Source organism: Tepidisphaeraceae bacterium (genome assembly GCA_035998445.1).
Classification (GTDB): Bacteria; Planctomycetota; Phycisphaerae; order Tepidisphaerales; family Tepidisphaeraceae; genus DASYHQ01.
In genome coordinates this window covers 63,931-85,209 of record DASYHQ010000059.1, presented here as the reverse complement: position 1 = coordinate 85,209, position 21,279 = coordinate 63,931, and the positions used below count along the sequence as shown (strand labels likewise).

Sequence of the window (21,279 nt, the reverse complement as noted above, 5' to 3'; positions counted from 1 at the left end):
GCGCTGATCCTACGCCCCGCGTTCGTCGTCGCCGACGAGGCCGTCAGCGCGCTCGACGTTACCGTGCGGGCGCAGGTGCTGCGGCTGCTGAAAGCGTTCCAACGCGAGATGGGCCTGACGTACCTGTTCGTGTCGCACGATTTGTCGGTCGTGCGCGAGGTCTGCGACCGCGTGGTCGTCATGTACCGCGGGCGGATCGTCGAGGCGGGCGCGACCAAGGCGATCTTCGACGCGCCGCGGCACGCGTACACGCGCGTGTTGCTGTCGGCGATCCCCAGTGTCGACCCGGACCGAAAAATGCGGCCGTTGAGCACCGCATCGCTAAGCGAGAGCGAGCTCGCGCCGCTGCCCGACGCCCAGTACGCGGGGCTTCTATCATGATCCTGCCGAGCAAGAGTCGACCGGCCGCTTTGGCGTCGGCGCATTGGACCGCCACCGCCGATGACGACGCCGCTCGCGCAGCCGACCGCTTCGCTCCCGGTGAGACCGGCCGTGGCTGGCACGATAGGGGGGTTAGGTGTTGAACATCCTTTACCTTCACTCGCACGACACGGGCCGGTGGATCTCGCCGTACGGCTACGCGCACGCCACACCGAGCTTCGAGCGACTTGCCGCGTCTGGCGTTCTCTTCGAGAACGCGTTCACGCCGAGCCCGACGTGCTCGCCGAGCCGCGCATGCTTGCTTACTGGTCAGATGCCGCGCAAGAACGGGATGATCGGCTTAGCCCACCGCGGCTCGCGCCTCGCCGATCCCGGTCGCCATCTCGCCGCGGTGCTGAAGGCGCGCGGCTATCGCACGGCGTTATCGGGGATGCAGCATGAATTCGCTGACGACCAGCACAGCGCGATGGCTTACGAAGAGATTCTGGCGCGCGTCGGCGTCGACAACGTCGCCACGCAAGACCCCGCGATCGCCCGCGCCGCCGCGGCGTACGTCGGGCGCGATCACGATCGGCCATTTTTTCTGTCATGCGGCTTCTTCACCACGCACCGCACGCGCGGCCGTGAGAGCCAGGCGTTCAATGCCGATGCCTCGCCTCTGGGCGATCCGTCTGGCGTCCCGGTTCCGCCGGAGTTTCCAGACACGCCGGCCGTGCGGGCGGACATCGCCGACTACAACGTCGCACTCGACCGGCTCGATGCTTGCGTCGGCATCGTGCTCGACGGCCTGGACGCCGCCGGGCGGGCGGGCGACACGCTGGTCATCTGCACCACCGATCACGGCGTGCCGTTTCCTGGCCACAAGTCGCGCCTTACGGACGCTGGGGCCGGTGCGCTGCTTATCCTGCGCGGCCCGGGACTGACCGGTGGGCGGCGTGTCACGGCGATGGTCACCCATCTGGACGTCCTGCCGACGATCCTTGCCATGCTAGGCGACCCGCCGGACGAGGCCCTGGATGGAAAGTCGCTCCTGCCGCTGCTGGCTGGTGAAACCGATGCCCTGCACGACGCGGTGTTCGGCGAGGTAAACTATCACGCGGCATACGAGCCGATGCGCAGCGTGCGGACGGCCACTCACCTGTACGTCCGGCGGTTCGACACTTCGCCGCGACGCGTTCTGCCGAACTGCGATCCCAGCCCAACTCGTACGGCAATGACCGCCCGCGGCTGGACAGACGAGCTCGAACCGGCCGAGGCGTTGTACGACGTCGTCACCGATCCACGCCAAGCGCGCAACCTGATCGACGCCCCGGCCGCCACTGCGATCGTCGCCGAGCTGCGCGACCGACTCGCGTGGCAGATGCGCGCGACCGCCGACCCACTGCTGACATTTGGATACGTCCCGCCATGGCCGGACATGAAGACGACGCCGGCGACGGCTATCTATCCTGGGGACCCGGTCGTGTCGGCGGAGTCCCTATTCACAACCCGAAAGGAAGCCCCATGACGTTCAAGAAATGCGCCTGCCTGCTGACGGCCGCTGCGGCCACGATCGCGGGGGCGATCTCGACCGCGCTCGGCCAGACGCCCGCAACGCAGCCGGCCCGCCCGAACGTCGTGTTCATCCTCGCCGACGATCTCGGCTGGCGCGATGTCGCGTTCGCGGGCAGCACGTCATACCACACGCCGAACCTTGACGCATTGGCGGCCAGCGGCATGCGGTTCGAGCGCGCCTATTCCGCCAGCCCGCTCTGCAGCCCGACGCGCGCGAGCCTGCTGACCGGGCAGTATCCTGGCCGGCTCCGGCTCACCCGGCCCAACGGGCACTATCCCGATGTCATCCTCGATCCCATCGTGCCCGAGGCCGCGGCTCCGCAGTACAAAGCGACGAATCCGCAAACGCGCACGCGTCTGCCGCTGGACTACCACACGCTCGGCGCCGAGTTCAAACGCCAAGGCTATGACACGGCATTTATGGGCAAGTGGCACCTGGGCCGCGCGCCGCACCTGCCCGAGCAGTTCGGGTTCGACGTCGTCGTCGGCGGCCGCGAGAACCCCGGCCCACCGCCACCGGGCTATTTCGGCCCTTGGCAACTCGACACATTGCCGGTCGTGCCCGCCGGCACGCACGTCGACGACGCGCTTGCCGACGAGGCGGCCAAGTTCATAGCCGCCGACCGCGACGCGCCGTTCCTGCTCTGTTTCTGGCCGTACAACGTGCATTCACCGTACCAGGCCGAGGCCGCGATGATCGAGAGGTACCGCAAGGCTAACCTTGCCGCGCCGCAGAGCAGCGCGGAGATGGCGGCGATGGTCGAGACGATGGACCGCGCGATCGGCAAGGTGCTCGACACCCTGAAGGCCCAGGGCATCGACCGCGAGACGATCGTCGTCTTCAGCAGCGACAACGGCGGCAACATGTTCGACGTCCGGCCGGGCGGCATCTACCCCACGAGCAATGCGCCGCTCCGTGGGGGTAAGGGGACGAACTACGAGGGTGGCGTCCGCGTGCCGCTGGTCGTGCGATACGATGGCGTCGTCGCGCCGGGCACGCAGAGCGGGGCGGTCGTCACGTCACCCGACTTCTTCCCGACGCTGCTGGATCTGGCCGGCTTGCCGCAACTGCCCGAGGTACACGTCGACGGCCACAATTTCGCCACGGCGCTGCGCGGGCAACCGTACACCCGTCCGGAGCCCATCGTCTCGCACTTCCCGCATCCCTACGTGCGACAAGTGAGCCTGCCGAGCACGTCGATCACGGACGGGGATTGGAAGCTCTACCGCATCTACAATGACGCCGCCGATCAGTCGGACCGGTTTGAGTTGTACGACTTGTCAAACGACCCAGGCGAGACCGACGACCGCGCCGGCGCCGAGCCGCAACGCGTCGAGGCCATGCGTGCGGCATTGGATGCGCACCTCTCGAAGACCGGTGCGCTGATTCCCGCCAAGAATCCGCGTTATGCCGGCAACACTGTCGGGTTCTGGTATGGAAAAGGCGAGTCACGCCTATCGGTGCGGGAGGGCGTTCTGAATGTCGAGGCGACCGGCCCCGACCCGCAAGTGATCACGGAATATGTCCCGAACATCGCGAAGCAGGCCGTCGTGTTGCGGTTCGACGTTCGAGCCGACCGCGCCGGCGACGGGAACGTCTACTGGTCCGAAGGCAAGGACCTTGCGTTCGCTCGGGAACGGCGCAAGGACTTCACCATCACCGAACCCAACATCTGGCACAGCCGAGAAGTGCGAATCGAACTCGACGGCAACTTACGCGGTCTGCGGATCGACCCGCTCAACAGTGTGGGCCAAGTCGAACTGCGTGATGTGCGACTCGTCTCGCCGCAAGGAAACACCCTTGCGACATACCCGTTTCTGCAATAGCCGCTACTCCACTCCCCATGCGCCTTCACTAGCCGCCGGACCACACGCGGTAGGGGGCCGGCGCGCACATTCCAAGATCTGCACTTGACGACTGGCGAAAAGTGTGCCATTATCCCTGTGTCGAAGCGCTTCGATAGGACTTCAAGTGCTTGGCGGTGGCGGAACCCATGACCAAAAGCGATCAACCAGCTCGGCAGCAGGCTCGACCGACGCTCGATGACGTCGCCCGTCAGGCGGGCGTTAGCCGGACGACCGTGAGCGAGGTGTTGAGCCAGCGCAACGTCGGAGGCACCTATTCCGAATCGACCCGTCGTCGGGTGCGTGAAGCCGTCCGTCAACTTGGCTATTCGCCGCATCGGGGGGCGCAGCGGTTGGCGACGGGAAGGACTAATCTCATCGGGCTGGTCATCACGCGCGATTTCAGCAACCCTCACTACGCCCGGTTGTGCAGCGCGGTCGAACGGGAAGTGGCGCGGCGGGGGATGCGCTTCCAGCTGGCGTCCAGCCCCGAGTACACGGCCAGCCTATCTGGTGGCCTTGCTCAGAAGCGCGTCGAGCGTGAGGTCGAACTCGTCCGCCAGATGGTCGCCGATGGCGTCGAAGGTCTGATCCTCGGTCCGGTTTACGAAACGCTCGACCTGCAGTTGCACCGCGAGTTGTTGAGTCCGAACTTTCCGATCGTGCTGTTCGGCGGTTTGTTCGAAAGCAATGTGGGCTACGACTGCGTCAGCAGCGACGCCTCCGCCGGCGTCCGGCTGGCGCTCGAACACCTTCAGGCCATGGGCCACCGTCGCATCGGGTTCCTCGCAGCGCCACCGGCGCGGACGAACCCGACGCAGGTGGATCACTATCTGCCGCTACGGTTGCTCGCCGAGCACGGCCTGCTGCCTGGGCCGCAATGGGTCTTCTGGCAGCCTGACGTCGGCCGGCTCGACGATTACGCGGCAATGGCCGACCAGTTCGTCACCCAGTGGCGTGAGGCCGCCCCGGCGCGTCGGCCGACGGCGATGCTCTGCCTGAACGACCAGGTGGCGCTAGCGACGCTAGGCGTCTGTGGCCGGCGGAGCGTGGACGTGCCGCGCGAGCTCTCGATCGTCGGGCACGACAACCTCGCCGAGGCTGCCCACCTTGTGCCGGCGCTGACGACCATCGAACCCCACGTCGATGCGCAGATGGCCCAGGCCGTCGACCGACTTTTAGCACGTATAGCCGATCCTGATCTCGCTCTCAAATCGATCGAAGTCCCACCGCACCTGGTCGAGCGGGCCACCGTGGCCGCGCCGTCGCGTGCAGTGGAGTGAAACGGCGGCAGCTCACGCGTACCCAGCCGCGTCTTCGCCCGACCCAATCGCAGAAGTATCGGGTCCCCATTTCTTGAGGAGGATGAAAATGTCTGAGTCCGTCACACGCAACATCGCTTTCGCTGTGGGCCTGACCGCGCTCATGGCTGCACAGGCTTCGGCGGCCATCGTTTTTTCGGAAGACTTCCAGGACGATACCGTTGGCGAGCTGCCGACCGGCACGACGGGGTACACGATCCGCCCGAACGGCACCAACGGAACCACCGAGAACATCACCGCGAATCGGTACGTGCGCGTCGCCGATGGCGGGGCCATCGGTACCGCCGGCTCAAACAAATATCTCGAGTTCAACGACAACCAGACGGGCGGGTCCAACAGCAACACGTCGTTCGTCTTTGGTGCGGCGCCCGGCGTGGGCGGCGCGCTTGCGTTGCAGTTCGACCTGTACGAGTACACCGCCGTTCAGGCCAGCCCTGGTCCGCTTACCGTGCGTCTGTTCGGCGGAAGCAACGACGCGGCAGGCTCGGGGCCGCAGTTGAACTTCACTGACGGCGCAATCACGGCGGCAAACAACGCGACGTTCTCCGCGTCGTACACGCTGGGTCAAACGAACACCTACACGCTCTCCGTTGATAACAATACGAAGACGTACGACCTGTTCCAGAACGGGAACTTGATCGGGAACGACCTTGCCTACGTCGTCTCCAATCTCAACACCATCACCGGTATCTCGTTCCTGACCAACCAGACGTCGGCCCAGCGGGTTGCCATTGATAACCTCCTCGTCAGCGACACCGCGGTTGTCCCCGAACCCACTTCGCTCGTCGGAGTGGTTCTGCTCGGCGGGTTACTCCGTCGCCGTCGGAGATAGTCCCGGGTCACCCCACCCAGCCACGCACTAGCCGTGTGGCGGGGTTCGATTTCCCTCGCCGCGTGCGGCACGCAGATCGCGCCGTACAGAAGGCATGTAGTCGGCTTTTGCGTTGCTCTTGTCATTTTTAAGGGAGGTGCTTTGTGTTGTGGAATCATTATACGAACTCAGCTTCGGCGACTTCCGCGCGGCGCGGCGGCTTCACGCTTGTCGAACTGCTCGTTGTGATCGGCATCATTGCCGTGCTCATCGGCATTCTACTACCTGCCTTGAACGCCGCGCGTCGACAGGCCAATAACGTGGTTTGCCTGAGTAACTTGCGCTCGATCGGGCAGATGTTTAATCTCTACGCCATACAGTTCAAGGGCCAGGTTCCCACTGGCGTCATGTACGATCGCCAGGACTGGGGCTACTTCGCGTTTTCCAATAACCGGGTCGGGCCCTGGGGCACGTTCATCGAGGCCGGTCTGGTCGGGGACGGCCGGACGCTGTATTGCCCAGAGCAGCCCGAAATCAATGACGCCCTGTACAACACCGCCGATAACCCGTGGGTCACTAGCGCGGCGGCGGCCACGACTGCGCTTCGCGTGGGGTACGACCTGCGCCCCAACCGCGACTGGATTCACACGGGCGACGGTTTCCCAATTCGCGGGTTCGTCTCTGCCCCGACCGGGCCGGCGCCGATGGACAAACTGGTGAAGCTGAAGATGAAGGCCGTGGCGTCGGATTACGTCCGCCTCCAGCCACGGCACGGCGTGGCGAGCAAGAACCGCACCGGGCGCAATCGAGGCCAGAACAACGTGCTGTATGCCGACGGGCACGCCCAGTCGGTCCCGTACGCCGTCATCGCTGACAGTCTGAACAACCCGACGCCAAACCTTCGCTTCCTGCGGCCCACCGAGTTCAACTGGGGCGCCGCGAACTGGGGACAGCCGCAAGTCGGCGCGTGGGCCGACTACGATCGCGAGGGCCAGTAAGGACGACGTCGCGCCCCGCTCCACCTCGCCATGTACGCCCATTCGTGCAAGGGAAACGACTGCGTTGGACGGCATCGAAGGCTTGAGAACGCCGTGCCGTCAGAAGCGGATATTGAAAGGGCAGATGCGGGCGAATGGGAATCAGTCTATGCCACTCGACGTACTTCCTGCTATCCGATGTCTCGCCCTCGTTTTCGCGATATGTGGTAGTGTCTCCCGAGTATCGGGACAGGCGAAGGAATCCCCGCGCAGCCTGCTGCGTGAGGCAGAATTGCCGCGCGGAAGCGACACGACGATCGTGGACGCCGTCGGCTCTGGCGAGGAGCAGCACAACCCGCATTCGAAGTCAGGGCAACGGTCCGGCACCGTGGAGGGCAAGCCCTTAACCGGCGCGGATGAACCGACTGAATCGCCACAGCGCGGAAACCCGTTGCTGATGCATAGCCGAGGAACAGCCCAAGGTATGATTGCACCGATGGCCGAACTGCAACGTGTTCGCGATGCAAAGCCACAGGGACCCATCGTCGACCGGGTCATGGTCGCGGCGGATTCGGCGCTGGTGCGTAAACCCGCCAGTGTGATGGACAAGACGATGGCGCCGCCGAGCGGCGACAAGCACGATTACATGAGCATCGGCATCTACTGGTGGCCCGACCCCACTAAGCCGGATGGACTGCCGTGGGTTCGACGAGACGGCAAGGTCAATCCGGACACGATGGAAGGTGTCGCCACCGATGGCGGAACCCTTCAACGGATGGCGCGGGACGTCGAAACCCTTACCGCAGCGTGGTGGTTGAGCGACGACCACCGGTATGCCGACCAAGCGGCGCTGCTTCTGCGCACATGGTTCTTGGATCCCGCGACGCGTATGAACCCGCACCTTCGGTACGGACAGGGCGTGCCGGGCAAATCTGAAGGCCGCGAGTTCGGGATCATCACGGGCGTGCATTTCATGCCGCTGTTGGACGCCGTACAACTGCTGCGGAACAGCCCGGCGTGGACGGACGCCGACGACGCGGCGTTCCGCCAATGGTTTGCGAGATACCTCGATTGGCTCAAGACCAGCCCGTTCGGCAAGCGCATCGCGCAGGCGGCCAACAACCACGCGACGTGGTACGCGGTCCAAACGCATCGTATTCAGGCGTTCGTCTCTCCCGAGGCCGTTGGGGCGGGCAAACCATTGGCCGCGAGTCTGGTAGCGGCGTTCGACCGACGTATGGAGGCCTTCGCAGCCGACGGCTCGCAGCCCGAGGAACTGGGTCGCACGCTGTCGCTGACCTACTCCATGTATAACCTTTACGCCCAGGCGACCTTGGCCCGGCTTGGCGAGGCGCATGGCCTGGACCTGTGGCGACGTGACCCGCGCTTAGCCGCTGCGTTCGATTTCGTTGCGCCCGCCTTTGCCGAACCGCCAGTATGGCTTCACCAGCAGATCGAGCCGTTCAAAGTCGATCAGGCGCGACCGCCCTTGATCCTCGGTGGCCACGGCCTTGGGCGGCCTGATCTGCTCGACACCGCGCAGCGGCTTGCCGCCGACGCCGTACACTTGGGCCTACTCGACATTGCAGCGTTAGCGACGCAGTTGCCAGAACCGGCCAGCCGTCCATAATTAGAAGTTTCATGAAGCGTCCGCCCAATATCCTGCTGATCACTACCGATCAGCAACATTACTCGTTGCTCGGGTCTGTCAATCCCGCGATCCGCACACCGCACCTCGATCAGCTGGCCGCCGGAGGAGTGCGTTTCGATCGGGCATACTGTCCGAACCCCCTTTGCACCCCTACGCGTGGCACGCTGTTGACCGGTCAATACCCCAGCCGGCACGGCGGTTGGACGATTGGGGCGAAGGTTCGCGAAGCCCACGAAGGGGGCGGGCCGTTCATCGGCGACCTTCTCAGGCCGGCGGGTTACGAATCGCACCTGGTGGGCAAGGCGCACTTCCAGCCCTTGGCCGACGTGCCAGGCCAACGCAGCATCGAATGCCAGCCGCTGCTTCGCGACCTGAACTTCTGGCGCCAGTTCGGTGGCGCGGGGTCGCAGCCGTGGTATGGCTTCGACCGCGTCGATACCGCCCGCATGCACACCGCCGAGAGCCACGTCGGCCAGCACTACGCGATCTGGCTCGAAGAGAAAGGGCTCAAAGATTGGACCGTTTACTTTAACACGCCCTCGCCCCTTGGAACGGATTCCGGCGACCGGTACGGCGAAGGTCCGATGGCGTGGCGCATCCCCGAGGAACTGCACTACAACAACTGGATCGTCGAGCGAACGCTCGACCACGTCGGCCGGTGCGTCGAACGGGACCGGCCCTTCTTCACCTGGGCGAGCTTTTTCGACCCGCACCCGCCGTACGTCACGCCCGAGCCGTGGTTCTCGATGTACGACCCGGCAGATGTGCCGCTGCCCCCCGAAGTGTCGTCAGAGGCGATGGCCGACATGCCACCACCGCACCGCGCCGCACTCGCTAAGTCCGGCGATTTCACCGAGTGGCTGGAAACGGCCCACGCGAACCATGGATACAGTTCGCACCGGCGCGGCCTCGACCGCACGTGGCTGGCGCGTGCGACGGCGGCATACTACGGGATGATGACCTTCACCGACGCCGCGATCGGCAAAATTCTGGACGGGCTCACACGCCTGGGAGCGCAAGACGATACGCTGGTCGTGTTCACCAGCGACCACGGCCACTACCTTGGACACCACGGGCTGGTCGCCAAGGGGGCGTTTCACTACGAGGACGGGATCCGCGTCCCGATGATCGCGCGTTGGCCGGGCCAACTTCCGGCCGGCGAGGTCCGGCGCGACCTGCAGTCACTGGTCGACTTCGTCCCCACCTTCCTCGAGGCCGCCGGCCTTGCCGCGTGTGACGACGTGCAGGGCGTCGGCCGCCTCACCAACTGGAAGGACGGCGCCGCCGGCCGACAGGTGTGTCGCGTCGAGAATCGCCATCAGCCGACGTCGGTGCACCTGCATACCTACATCACATCCGACGCGAAGCTGACGCTCTACCGCGGCCGCGATTACGGCGAACTTTTCGACCTCAGATCCGACCCCGGTGAGACGCGCAACCTGTGGTCGGTCCCTTCGGCGTCAGCTCTCAAATGTCAGATGCTGGAGGCGGCCATGCAGGAGCAGATCCAGAGCGAGCCGCTGCTCACGCGGCGTGTGGCTGGCGCATGACGAGACTTTGAGGGCGACCCGCGACGACCGCATCGCCGTTCGACCATCGCAGCCGCTGCGGCAATTCGTCTCGAATCGAAACCGCGAAGAATCACAGCATGGACGCGGGACCGCGCCGTGAGGTCGGGCGCCCCGCGGCGGTAACCACCGTTGTCCGACGGTAACCCGGATCGAAGTAGCCGCGACGTTCCCGTCAGGGCCGATGCAGCTCGTGCGTTCGCGTTCGCTTGCCTCGGCAAGCTGCTGGCACCATTTGACGAATTCGGAGAGCGGTGGGATATTAATCGAATTATCATGGCTAAGCCGCCCAACGTATTGTTCATGATCGCCGACGATCACGCGGCAAGGTTTCTTGGCGGCGTGACGAGCACGCAGGCTATCACACCAAACCTGTCACAGCTCGCGGCGCGGGGCACCTGCTTCACGACGGCAATGAACATGGGCTCGATGCACCCGGCGGTGTGTGCCCCCAGCCGGGCAATGCTGCACACCGGCCGATCGCTGTGGCGGACCGGTGGCGATTCCACGGCAGACTACCCATTGCTTGGCCAAACGTTCCGCGATCACGGCTACGCGACCTTTGCCGTCGGGAAGTGGCACAACGGCGACGATGCGGCCCGGCGCTCGTTCGCTGACGGCCAACTCCTCGCAGGCGGCATGATGGACTCGACGCCGCGAGGTGGCGACGCATACGGACGCCCCGCCCCCGGCAACGCGTGGGATCCCGCCGACACGGCCCGCGCGGGTCACTGGCTGCCGCTGAAGAACCTTGCGGTCACGGCCGTGGGGGACATGCACCCGCCGGCCTACAGCGGCCCGACACGGCATAGCTCCGAACATTGGGCCGACGTTACGATCGATCGGCTCCGCGCTCACGCTAAGAGAGAGCAACCCTTCTTCGGATACGTCGCGTTCCACGCCCCGCACGACCCAAGGCAAGCGCCGCCGGCCTGGCTCGACCGGTTCGACGCCGATTCGATTGAACTGCCCCCCAACATCATGCCCCGGCATCCATTGGGTGTCGCAAACGGCATCCGCGACGAAACGCTGGCCCCTTACCCCCGCAGCCCCGAAGCGATCCGCCTGCACCGCAAAGAGTACTTTGCCATCCTCGGCCACCTCGACGAGCAGATCGGTCGAATCCTTGGGACATTGAGGGCGTTGGATCTGGAGCGAGAGACCATCGTCGTTTACACCGCGGATCATGGCCTGTCGCTCGGCGAACACGGGCTCATGGGCAAGCAAAGCCTCTACGACCACGCGGTACGAGTGCCTCTGATCGTGGCCGGCCCCGGCATCCCGGCGGGCCGGCGGTCGGCGGTGCCCACGCTGATGCAGGCAATCCATCCGACGCTATGCGATCTGGCGGGGATCGCGCCGGCCGACACCGTTGAACTGGCAAGCTTAAGACCTGAACTCGACGGCACCGGCCGATCCTCGCGCGACGCGCTGCTGCTCGCCTACGAGGAAACCCAGCGGGCCGTGCGCACCGACGCCCACAAGCTGATCGTTTATCCTGCCCTCGGGCAAACCGAGCTGTTCGATATGGCCGCTGATCCTTGGGAGACGCGCAACATCGCCGAGGTTCCCGAGTTCGCTCCGATCCGTTACGAACTTGAGCGCCGGCTCACAACGTTGCGTGAAGAGTATTCTGATCCCACGCTGTGACGGTTGACCAGGAGCCCGACGCCACGCCATGGAAAACATTATCCTCGACACTGACCTGGGTGGAGACGTAGACGACTTGGGCGCGCTGGCGGTGCTGCACACGCTTCGCGCGGCCGGGCTGTGTGAGCTGCTGGGCGTGATGAGCGTCACGCCGCAAAGTGGGGCGGTCGAAGCGATCGTAGCAACGAATCGCTTCTTCGATGCTGGAGCTATACCGGTGGGTCGGCCACCGTGGGCGATGCGGTCGGAGGGCAGCTACGCCGACGCAGTGGCGCAGGCGGCGCACGTATCACTGGACATGCGGGACGTGCCGCTTTCGACTGCGCTCTACCGCCGGCTGCTGGCCGACGCGGACGACGCGTCGGTGACGATCGCGACCATCGGCCCGCTGTTTCTGCTGGATCAACTGCTCACCTCACCCGCCGACGCCGTCACCAAGTTGACGGGCTCTCAACTCGTGGAAGCGAAGTTGAAGCGGGTGGTGGTGATGGGGGGATTTCATCACAGTGCCACCACGAAGCCCGAGACCAACTTCGCCGCGTGGGGCGTGCCGGGAGTGACGGCTCGCGTCTTGGAGACGCTTCAATGCCCAATCGAGTTTTGCACGTTCGAACTTGGCGCGCTCGAGCACGGCTACGGCACCGGCGAGCGGCTGGCAGAGTTGCCGCTGTCTCACCCGGTGCGCGTTGGGTACGACCACTTCTTTGCCCACCCACCGTGGTGGGTAAAGGGTGGCGCTACCCCCATCCGTCCCTGGTCGATATGGGACCAAATCACGGTCCTGCATGCGGCGTTACCCGACAATCCTTGGCTCGACACCTTGTGGGATGAGCGCTGCATCGTCGACCCGGCAGGCCGTACCACGTGGACCCGGCCCGCCTCGGGGCTTGCATCGCACGGTCGGCTCGTTGACCGGCAATCGCCCCGAGCGCTCGCCAACGACGTGATCGAGCCGCTGATGATGGGGCGGTTGCCCGCCGGCATACTCAAGTGATCTTGCCGACGCGACGGAAAGCCAATCCTCCTGCATTGTCATGAGAGCACTCGCCCGATGCCAGACCCTAACCTCCTGCTGATCTACGTTGACCAGATGCGGTTTGATGCGCTTGGCTGCGCCGGCAACCGCGAGGTCCTCACACCTCATCTGGACGCGCTGGCATCGCAGGGCGTGCGGTTTTCACATTGCTTTGTGCAGCACCCCCTGTGTATGCCGTCGCGCTACAGCATGCTCACGGGGCGGTACCCCTCGAGCTTGGGCGTGACACACATGGGTGTGCCTGTGCCCGAAGACGCTGAGGTGTTGCCACGGATGCTCGGCCGCCACGGCTACGCCACTGCGCAGATCGGCAAGCTCCACTTCCTGCCGCACGCCAACCGCGACCACCGTCTGCCGCACCCCAACTACGGCTTCGACCACCTCGAGATCAGCGACGAGCCGGGCGTCTACCACGACGCATACCGGGCCTGGGTGTCGCGACACCACCCGGAGGAGCTTTCCCACATCGCGCAGGTTGCTCACCCTCCGGCTTTGGAGCGGTGGTGCGAGGTGATGGCGATTCAGGACAGCATCGAGCGGCCACGCGACCTGGATCCCTACGGCACCCGGGCCTACCCCGGACGAGAGGAAGCGACCCACACGTCCTGGGTGACCCAGCGCACGGAGCTTTACCTGGAATCGCGCGCCGCGGACCGTCGTCCGTTCTGCTGCATCAGCGGCTATTACAACCCCCATTCACCGCTAATCGCCCCGCAGCGGTTCCTTGATATGTACCGTGGCCGCGTGATTGAACCGTGGTCATTCCCGCCAGAACTTGAAGCCGAGCGGCTGGCCGCGGGAATCACCGACGAGCGGATCGTGCAGGCCAAGGTGGGCTACTACGCGATGGTGTCGGAAGTCGATGAAGCGGTCGGCCAACTTGTGCGAACGCTCGACCGGCTGGGCCTCACGGATGACACGCTCGTGGTGTTCACCTCCGACCACGGAGAGTTCCTCGGCGAGCATCTGCGTTGGGGCAAGGGTTACCCGGCCCCCGACTGTGTCACGCGCGTGCCTCTCATCCTGGCGGGCCCCGGCATCAAGGGCGGGGGCCGGCATGTGGACCGCCTGGTAGAGGCGGTGGACCTCTTACCCACTGTGCTCGATGCATTAGGCAAGACGCGTCCTCCGCAACTCGAAGGCGCGTCGCGATGGGCCACGCTACAATGGCTCGATTCCCCTTGCGACGACGAGTTCGCCTTGACTGAAGACATCGCATGGAAGGCGCTGCGCACGCCTGAGCACCGCTACATTCTTCACCGGGATGGCCGAGAGGAACTGTTCGATATGCGCTCCCCCTTCGGCGAGTACCGCGACCTGAGCGGCCATGCCGGGGCAGCGCAGACCATTAGCCGCCTGCGTCATCAGTTGTTGACCCACCTATTCGAAAAGGAACGCGCCTTACCGCGGACCTGGCCCTATTGAAAGTTTGGCTGCAGGTGATGTTCGCCTTGGTCGGACCACCCCCGGATGCCGATGCCCATCACGTCCTTATTCGTAACGCGCGTCATGGCTCTCTCGGAGCACGCGCGTGAAACAAGTTTCACATGTGCCTAGAGCCATCAGCGACAGCACGTGGGGTCGTCGCAAGATGGGTGGGGCGGGCTCGGTTGTCGAAAAATTGCTTCTAATGCCTGCGATGCGACACACCTCAATTCATTCACGCCTGCCGTAACCCTCAGCGAACCCCTCGGCGCGGAGCAGGTGTTCGGGAGACTTTTGGACGCTGACCCCGCATGGCGTAGACTGTACGAGCGAGTCTGGAGGGACAGTCGGCTCAGTAAAGGCGACGTGCTCAGGCTTGACAGGAGAACGCACCCGTGGCTGTGACGATGAAGCAGGTGGCCGAGCGGGCCGGCGTGTCGACGCCGGTGGTCAGCATGGTGCTGAGCGGCGCGGTCGGCACGATCGGCGTGTCCGAGGCCAAGGCGCAGCGGGTGCGGGAGGTCGCCGTCGAGCTCGGGTATCGGGCGGACTGGAAGGCTGCGTCGCTCCGTAAGGGACGTACGCGGCTCGTTGGGCTGTTGTCGGCGGCCCACATTGGTACGCGGATCCACGACGCCGAGCTCGTCCGTGGGCTCGATGAAGGGCTCTCGGCCGACGACTGCCACTTGACGTTCGCCTCGGTGCTGCCTGGCAAGGACGACATGCTCCGCGACGGGCGGTTCGACGGGTGCCTGCTCGACTACGTCGTCGAACCGCGGCAGATCGAGGTCGTCCGCAAGGTGTCCCTGCCGTGCGTGATCATCAACGCACGCGGGCGCGGCGGCGTGCCGTGCGTGCGGCTCGACCAGCGGGGCGCCGCCGAAACGGCCGTGCGTCACCTGGTCGATCGAGGCCACCGGCGGATCTGCTTCGTGGGCATCGAGGAAGCGGAGCTGCAGGTCGACCTGTTCGACCGCGAGTGTCACGCCGACCGGCTGGCGGGGTTCACGTCGGCCGTCCGGTCGGCGGGGCTGTGCGGTGTGGAGGCTGGCGGCGGGGGCGGTGCTGACGATGGTCTGTGCATCGAGCGGCTGCCGCAGCTCTACCACGCCGCCGACCGGTCGCCTCGTCTGGTCGCGGGCTTGGCGTCCGTCCGGGCGATGCTCCGCGGTGACGCCTCGGCACCGACGGCGTTCGTCGCCTACGACCAGCACATGGCCGTCCTGATCCGCGAGGGCCTGTCGCTGCTTGGGATGGCGTGCCCCGACGACTACAGCCTCGTGTCGCTTCAGGACAGCCGGATCTTCGAGTCCCTCGCCGTGCCGATCACGTCGCTGCGCGCCGACTACGCATTGCTGGGCCACCGCGCCACCACCCGGCTGCTGGCCCAGATCGAGCAGGGCAGCGCCGCAGCCCGTCGTGCCAAGCGGGGAAAGAGCAAGACGGTCTCCGGCGCGGCCGACAGACCGGTCGCCGACCCCCTCCTTCCGCCGCCCGACGACGAGGTCGTGCCTTTCGATTTCATCGAGCGGGCCAGCGTCGGCCCGCCTCGGCCCGCCGGTGCCCCAAAAACCGGGCAAGATCGCCAGTGATCTTGCCGACCAGCCCGCTGCGGGAAACCTGCCCGCATTTATCCCTGCGACACAAGGGTTCCGGCGCGCCGCAACGGCGGGGTCACGGACCGATCCACTTCGCGCGAGGTCGCCTAAAGCGTTCGCCGACGCGGTGCTCGAGCCCCTGAATACCCGCTGGGCCCGCCCGCAGCACTTGGCCAAAATCCGCTTGACAGAGCCGCATTTACCAGTATATTATTCGTTTAATAGGCGAAGGGTATAGGGTGCGGAATGTGTGCTGCAACGGCCTTTCGACTGACCACATCTCGGAGGAGTCCATGCAGCTAAAGTCCACCCTTGCGTTCACAGCGGCCCTTGCCACGGTTCTCGGCCTCGCGCCACTGGCGTCGGCCGATACCATCACCTTCCGCAACGGCCTTAATGAGTACGCGGGCACGGTCGACACGACGATCTTTGGATCCCAGCCGACGAACAACAACAACACGTCGGCCAACGGCTTCTTCGGCGTGCAGACGACCAGCGGCGTGACCGGCCAGAACCAGTTCCTGATCCGGTTCGACGACCTCTTCGGCCCGGGCGCCAATCAGATCCCGGCCGGTTCGACGATCAACAGCGCGACGCTTGGCTTCACTCGTGGGCCCAACGGCGGCTTTACGAATGCTGCGCAGCTTTACGATCTGACTAGCGCGTTCAACGCGACGACCGTCACGTTCAACAACGCCGGTTCGACCGCTAACGACGGCATCATCGTCGGCACCGACACGGACGCCACCCAGACAAATGCCAATTTCACGATCAGCAGTGGCCAGGACGCGGCGTTCGGAACGGTCAACGTCTCCACCTCTCTCGCCGAATGGGCGGCCAACCCGACGGCGAACCTCGGGTGGATGCTGCATGCGCCCACGGCGACTGGGAACGTGAACGTCCGTTCGGCGAACGCGACTGACTTCGCGGACCGTCGCCCGACTTTAACCGTCGATTTCACCCCCGCCCCCGTCCCCGAACCCGCAAGCGTGGGCCTGATCGCCGCGGGATTGGGCGCAGCGCTCCTCCGCCGCCGCCGGGCCTAAGCGATGGTACGTTAGACTCAACTGCGGGCCGGACCCCATGCCCGACCCGCTCTATATCCGGCGGCCTTGGCCCTTGGCCGGGGCCGCCGTTTCGTTCCTGCGACAAGAGATTCACCATGCCGATTCGCTTTCTCTCGTGTTGCCTGCCTGCCGCGCTATTCGCGGTCTTGTTCTCGCCCGCCTCGCTACCCGGCCAGCCCGCGACCCGCCCCGCGGCCGACGCCAGCGTGCTGGCGTCGCAGGACTTTGAGGGTCCTTTCGCCCCTGTCCAAGGTAGCGAAACGGCGAAGTTGACCGGCTCGTTCCCTGCCGACACCAAGTCGCTGCGGATCGATAGCAACTGGGCGACCATCGCCGCGGACTTTGCCGCGGCGGCGGGGACCGGTGGGCAGGAGGAGACCGCGCTGGCGATCGAGGTCCGCGAGGTCACGGAGGGTGCGGTGATGCTGCTCGTGCCGGGACCGATCCCGCTCGACGGGGCCAGTGAGATCAACGTGTCGTTCCTGCTCCGTGGCGGCGGCCAGCCGGTGGTCGTCAACCTGCGCGAGACCCACGCGCCGAATCGGAAGTGGAACGTGATCGCCGGGCGGACCGTCACCAGCACCAACGAGTGGCAGCGGGCCGAGGTCCGGTTTCCACCGGCCAACAACGAGCACGGCGGGCAGATCGAACTGCGATTCGCCCGCGCTGGCGACTACCTCATCGACGACCTGCGGGTGACGGCGGTACGGCGCGACGCCGAGGCCGAGCGCGCAGCCTTGGCCGGCCGGAACCTGCTCGATGCAAGCAGCCAGCCCGCCGGCGCGACGGCGGCGTGGAGCGTTCCGCCACAGGTTCGTGCGGACCCCGGCCAGACAGGCCCCACCGGTGTAGCGGCGATGCGGTTCGACGTGGACGGCCCCACCCATGGGCAGAACACGTCGGTCTACCTGAGCGTGCCAACCGAGGTGGGCGGGCCGTACACGCTGAGCTTCTGGGCCCGCAAGGACGGTCCGGGGCAAAGCTCGGTGCAGGCGCGACTCTACCCCGATGACGCCCAGCCGTGGTGGGCGCCACAATATTCCAAGAGCTACGAACTCGGCGACGAGTGGCGGCGGATCACCCACACGGCGACGCTACCGTCGGCAGCCGAGGGCTTCCACGTTGCCGAGCTCGTCGTAAAGGGCGCGGGGCCGGACGTTCTGGTGGACGGGCTGATGGTCGAGGTCGGCACGTCAGCGAGTGACTTCGTGCGCGCCGCACCGGTCGAACTGGGCCTGACCGACGCCGTCCCGCTCGGCGTGCATTACGAGGACGAGCCGATCGAGTTTGGCGTCCATGCCTGGGGCAAGCTGTCAACGCTCGACCACGTCCGGCTGACGCTGACCGACGGTCTGGGGCAGATGACAGAGGTGCGGGCCGACCCCAAGTCCGACGCGGACGGGACAGGCGGGACGGCCAAGGCGACGGTCACCGTAGACGCCGCGACAATGGCGTTCGGGCCGCTGCTGGTCCAGGCGCGGGCGTTCGACGCTTCGGGGCAGCCAATCTCACCGTTCGAAGAACTGGTGGCCCACAAGATCCGCCGTCCATGGGCAGCAGGGCGGTTCCTGGCCGACTCTCCGTTCGGGGTACACGTTTGGCACGATTCAACCGAGCAGATCGACGCCGCGGCGCGGCTGGGCTTCCGTTGGGCCCGGCTGTTCGACGTCCTCGAGTGGCCGACGGTCGAGCCGAAGCAGGGCACGTTCGACTGGTCCAAGCCCGACGACCTCGTCGAGGAGCTTGAGGGCCACGGATTCGGCATGATGGCGATCCTTGGCCTCACGCCCGAATGGGCCCGCAAGGCGGGCGACTTCGCCTCGATTGACGGTTATTGGGTGAAGAAGGTCGTGCCCGCCGACGTGGAGCAGTACGCCCGCTACGTGGGCAAGGTGGTCGAGCGGTATAAGGGTCGCATCGACGTCTACGAACCGTGGAACGAGCCGTTCTGGGCGCGGTTCTTCGTAACCGACTTCCGCGACGGCGCGAAGGTCCGCGGCACGCCGGCCGAATACGCGGCGTTGCACAAGGCCGCGGCCGACGCGGTGCGGGCCGCCGACCCCGACGCGCTGGTGGGCTGGAACATCGGCGGGGCCTACGACACGGAGGATGCGCGGGAAAACGACCGGCGGATCGCGGCGCTCGGGGTGCTCGAGCCGAAGTACACCGACGTGCTGACCGTACACGACTACGGTGGCGTGACGGCGCCGGCGGGCTTCCCTGGTGACGTCGCCTCGACCAAACACCCCAAGGCGGCCGTGGCGCTGGCTGAGGAATTTGGGCGGCCGGGGCTGCCGGTGTGGGACGGTGAGTCGGGCATGCCACCGGCGCACGCCAAGGGCAGCTGGTACGAGCACGCCGCCCCGTTCGGTCGGCGTGTCGCGGCGCTGGATCAGGCCGACCAGCTCGTGCGGGTCTACGTCTCACGGCTGGCCGCGGGCGAGGCCAAGTGGTTCCTCTACACCTTCTCGGCGCGCACCGCCTACCGCCCGACTTATGATATGCTGGCCGCCGACGGGCACCTGCCACCGTTCGGCTCGACGCTGTCGAACCTGTTCTGGCATCTGGAAGGCCTCGGCTTCGCCGGGCACTTCTCGCCCACCGACGGCGTAGAGGCCTATCACTTCGAGGGCCGACGTCCGGGCGAGAAAGAGGGAGGCAGCGAGGGCGAGGCCGCGTCGGTCGTGGTGCTGCTGCCGCGGTCGGGCGAGATCACCCTCAACGCGGTCCCGGCTGACGTGGCGGTGCGCGACTGGTACGGCAACGATCTGGCAGTCGGCGCCCGGCTGTCAGGCCGTCCCGCGTTCGTATCGCTGCCGGCCGGGGTCGACGCCCAGGCGCGGGTAGCGGCACTGCTCCGCGCGGCTGACTGACGCCGGGCTTGGCCGGCCGTTTCGAGAGGCGCCTGATGAGCGAAACCATGACCCATCCGCCGGCCCCGGACCAACCCGACGCCCGCCCCAACCTCCTGCTGATCACCTCTGATCAGCACCGCGCCGACGCCCTGGGCGGCGCGGGTCACCCGTGTCTGGACACGCCGCACCTGGATGCGCTCGCGCTGCGGGGCGTGCGCTACGACAATGCCTACGTCGACTGTCCGGTCTGCATCCCCGCCCGAACCTCGCTTGTGACCGGCCGGCGCGGCCATGAGAATGGGTGCTGCGACTACAGCGACACCTACCGAGTCGACCGCGCCCGCGGCGACTTCCTCGGCGCGCTGCTGACGGCCGCCGGCTACCAGACCGAGCTGGTCGGCAAGACGCACTGGAACACCGAGCCCGACTTCCGCGGCGGGTTCGAGCACGTTACCTGGCTCGCGTCGCTGCGCCGGCAGCAGCTCGTGGAGACCGGTCGACCTGGCATGCTCGCCGGCGTGGGCTACAACGAGTCGAGCCCGACGCTCAGCCCGTTCCCGGCCCACCTGCACACGACGGACTGGATCGTCGACCGAGCGTGCGACTTCCTCGAAACACGGGACCGACGCCAGCCGTTCGCGCTCTGGGCCAGCTTCCAGGACCCGCACCCGCCGTACCTGATCCACGAGCCCTATTATTCGATGTACCGCGACGCCCCGATTCCCGAACCGGTCTGCGGCGATTGGGTCGGAACGGACGCCGAGCCATTCGACATCTGGTGCTTCCGCCACGCGATCAACCCGCGGCCGATGACGCCGGCGCAGATCCGGGCGATGCGGGCGGTCTACTACGGGATGGTCACGAACCTCGACCACCAGATCGGCCGGCTGATGGCGCAGCTCGCGCGAGCGGGCGACCTCGATGAGACGTTGATCGTCTACACGAGCGACCACGGCGAGGCGTTGGGCGACCACGCCTGCCTGGGCAAGCGGACCTTTCTGGAGTGCAGTGCGCGCGTGCCGCTGATCGTGCGGCCACCGAAATCGTGGGGCGTCCAGCCGGGGCGGGTCAGCCGGGAGCTGGTCGAGTGGGTCGATCTGCTGCCGACGCTGTGCGAGGCCGCAGGCGCGCGGGTCCCCGATGACGTGACTGGCCGATCACTGATCGGCTCGATCCGCGGTGGGGCGACCACCGGCGGTCACGTCATGCACGGGCAGATCGGGCGGGCGCACCTGCTCCACGACGGGCGCTACAAGTTCCTCTACTCCGCCGACGACGGGACGTCGCTCTGCTTCGACACCGCGTCGGACCCGCACGACCTGCACCCGCTCGGCGGCGCTCAGGCCAATCGCCTGCACGGCATGCTGGTCGACCACCTGCGCGAGACGGGCCACGACCACCTGCGTGACGGCAAGCTGGCAAACTTCGGCCGGTCGCGGCCACCGCTGAATGAGCTGCGGGCGCAGGACCACAGCGGCCTGGGACCCACGCAGTACCTCGGCGACATCCGGCGCGGCATATTGCACGTCCACTAACACG

At 66.1% G+C, this 21,279-nt stretch carries 15 protein-coding genes; all 15 read left to right on the top strand.

What is annotated here, in order from left to right; genetic code table 11:
- The coding region (locus VGN72_22285) for an ABC transporter ATP-binding protein (protein ID HEV7302082.1) at window positions 1-381 on the top strand (381 nt) is incomplete at its 5' end.
- Between the two features lie 136 nt (window positions 382-517).
- Complete coding sequence (locus VGN72_22280) at window positions 518-1,888, top strand: sulfatase (protein ID HEV7302081.1); 1,371 nt, start codon at window positions 518-520, stop codon at window positions 1,886-1,888.
- Window positions 1,885-3,762: a sulfatase gene (locus tag VGN72_22275; protein ID HEV7302080.1), complete on the top strand. Its 1,878-nt coding sequence runs from the start codon at window positions 1,885-1,887 to the stop codon at window positions 3,760-3,762. The genes VGN72_22280 and VGN72_22275 overlap by 4 nt, the downstream gene beginning before the upstream one ends.
- 167 nt (window positions 3,763-3,929) lie before the next feature.
- A complete protein-coding gene (locus VGN72_22270; GenBank protein ID HEV7302079.1) occupies window positions 3,930-5,063 on the top strand; it encodes a LacI family DNA-binding transcriptional regulator in 1,134 nt (377 codons plus the stop codon).
- Window positions 5,064-5,151: 88 nt separating this feature from the next.
- Entirely contained in the window at window positions 5,152-5,934 is a 783-nt protein-coding gene (locus tag VGN72_22265) for a PEP-CTERM sorting domain-containing protein (protein ID HEV7302078.1), read from the top strand.
- A 143-nt stretch (window positions 5,935-6,077) separates the two neighbouring features.
- Entirely contained in the window at window positions 6,078-6,911 is an 834-nt protein-coding gene (locus tag VGN72_22260; GenBank protein ID HEV7302077.1) for a type II secretion system protein, read from the top strand.
- Between the two features lie 64 nt (window positions 6,912-6,975).
- Window positions 6,976-8,520 carry an alginate lyase family protein gene (locus VGN72_22255; protein HEV7302076.1) on the top strand — a complete coding sequence of 515 codons (1,545 nt, stop codon included), beginning with the start codon at window positions 6,976-6,978 and terminating at the stop codon, window positions 8,518-8,520.
- 11 nt (window positions 8,521-8,531) lie between these two features.
- Entirely contained in the window at window positions 8,532-10,091 is a 1,560-nt protein-coding gene (locus VGN72_22250; GenBank protein ID HEV7302075.1) for a sulfatase-like hydrolase/transferase, read from the top strand.
- A 294-nt stretch (window positions 10,092-10,385) separates the two neighbouring features.
- Window positions 10,386-11,759 (top strand): sulfatase-like hydrolase/transferase, encoded by a 1,374-nt coding sequence (locus tag VGN72_22245; GenBank protein ID HEV7302074.1) that lies wholly within the window; start codon window positions 10,386-10,388, stop codon window positions 11,757-11,759.
- A gap of 28 nt (window positions 11,760-11,787) precedes the next feature.
- Window positions 11,788-12,753 carry a hypothetical protein gene (locus tag VGN72_22240; protein ID HEV7302073.1) on the top strand — a complete coding sequence of 322 codons (966 nt, stop codon included), beginning with the start codon at window positions 11,788-11,790 and terminating at the stop codon, window positions 12,751-12,753.
- A gap of 57 nt (window positions 12,754-12,810) precedes the next feature.
- Window positions 12,811-14,220: a sulfatase-like hydrolase/transferase gene (locus tag VGN72_22235; protein HEV7302072.1), complete on the top strand. Its 1,410-nt coding sequence runs from the start codon at window positions 12,811-12,813 to the stop codon at window positions 14,218-14,220.
- Between the two features lie 395 nt (window positions 14,221-14,615).
- A complete protein-coding gene (locus tag VGN72_22230; GenBank protein HEV7302071.1) occupies window positions 14,616-15,812 on the top strand; it encodes a LacI family DNA-binding transcriptional regulator in 1,197 nt (398 codons plus the stop codon).
- 299 nt (window positions 15,813-16,111) lie between these two features.
- Entirely contained in the window at window positions 16,112-16,864 is a 753-nt protein-coding gene (locus VGN72_22225) for a DNRLRE domain-containing protein (GenBank protein ID HEV7302070.1), read from the top strand.
- Between the two features lie 116 nt (window positions 16,865-16,980).
- Complete coding sequence (locus VGN72_22220; protein HEV7302069.1) at window positions 16,981-19,758, top strand: hypothetical protein; 2,778 nt, start codon at window positions 16,981-16,983, stop codon at window positions 19,756-19,758.
- 35 nt (window positions 19,759-19,793) lie between these two features.
- Complete coding sequence (locus tag VGN72_22215; GenBank protein ID HEV7302068.1) at window positions 19,794-21,275, top strand: sulfatase-like hydrolase/transferase; 1,482 nt, start codon at window positions 19,794-19,796, stop codon at window positions 21,273-21,275.
- Window positions 21,276-21,279: the final 4 nt, after the last annotated feature.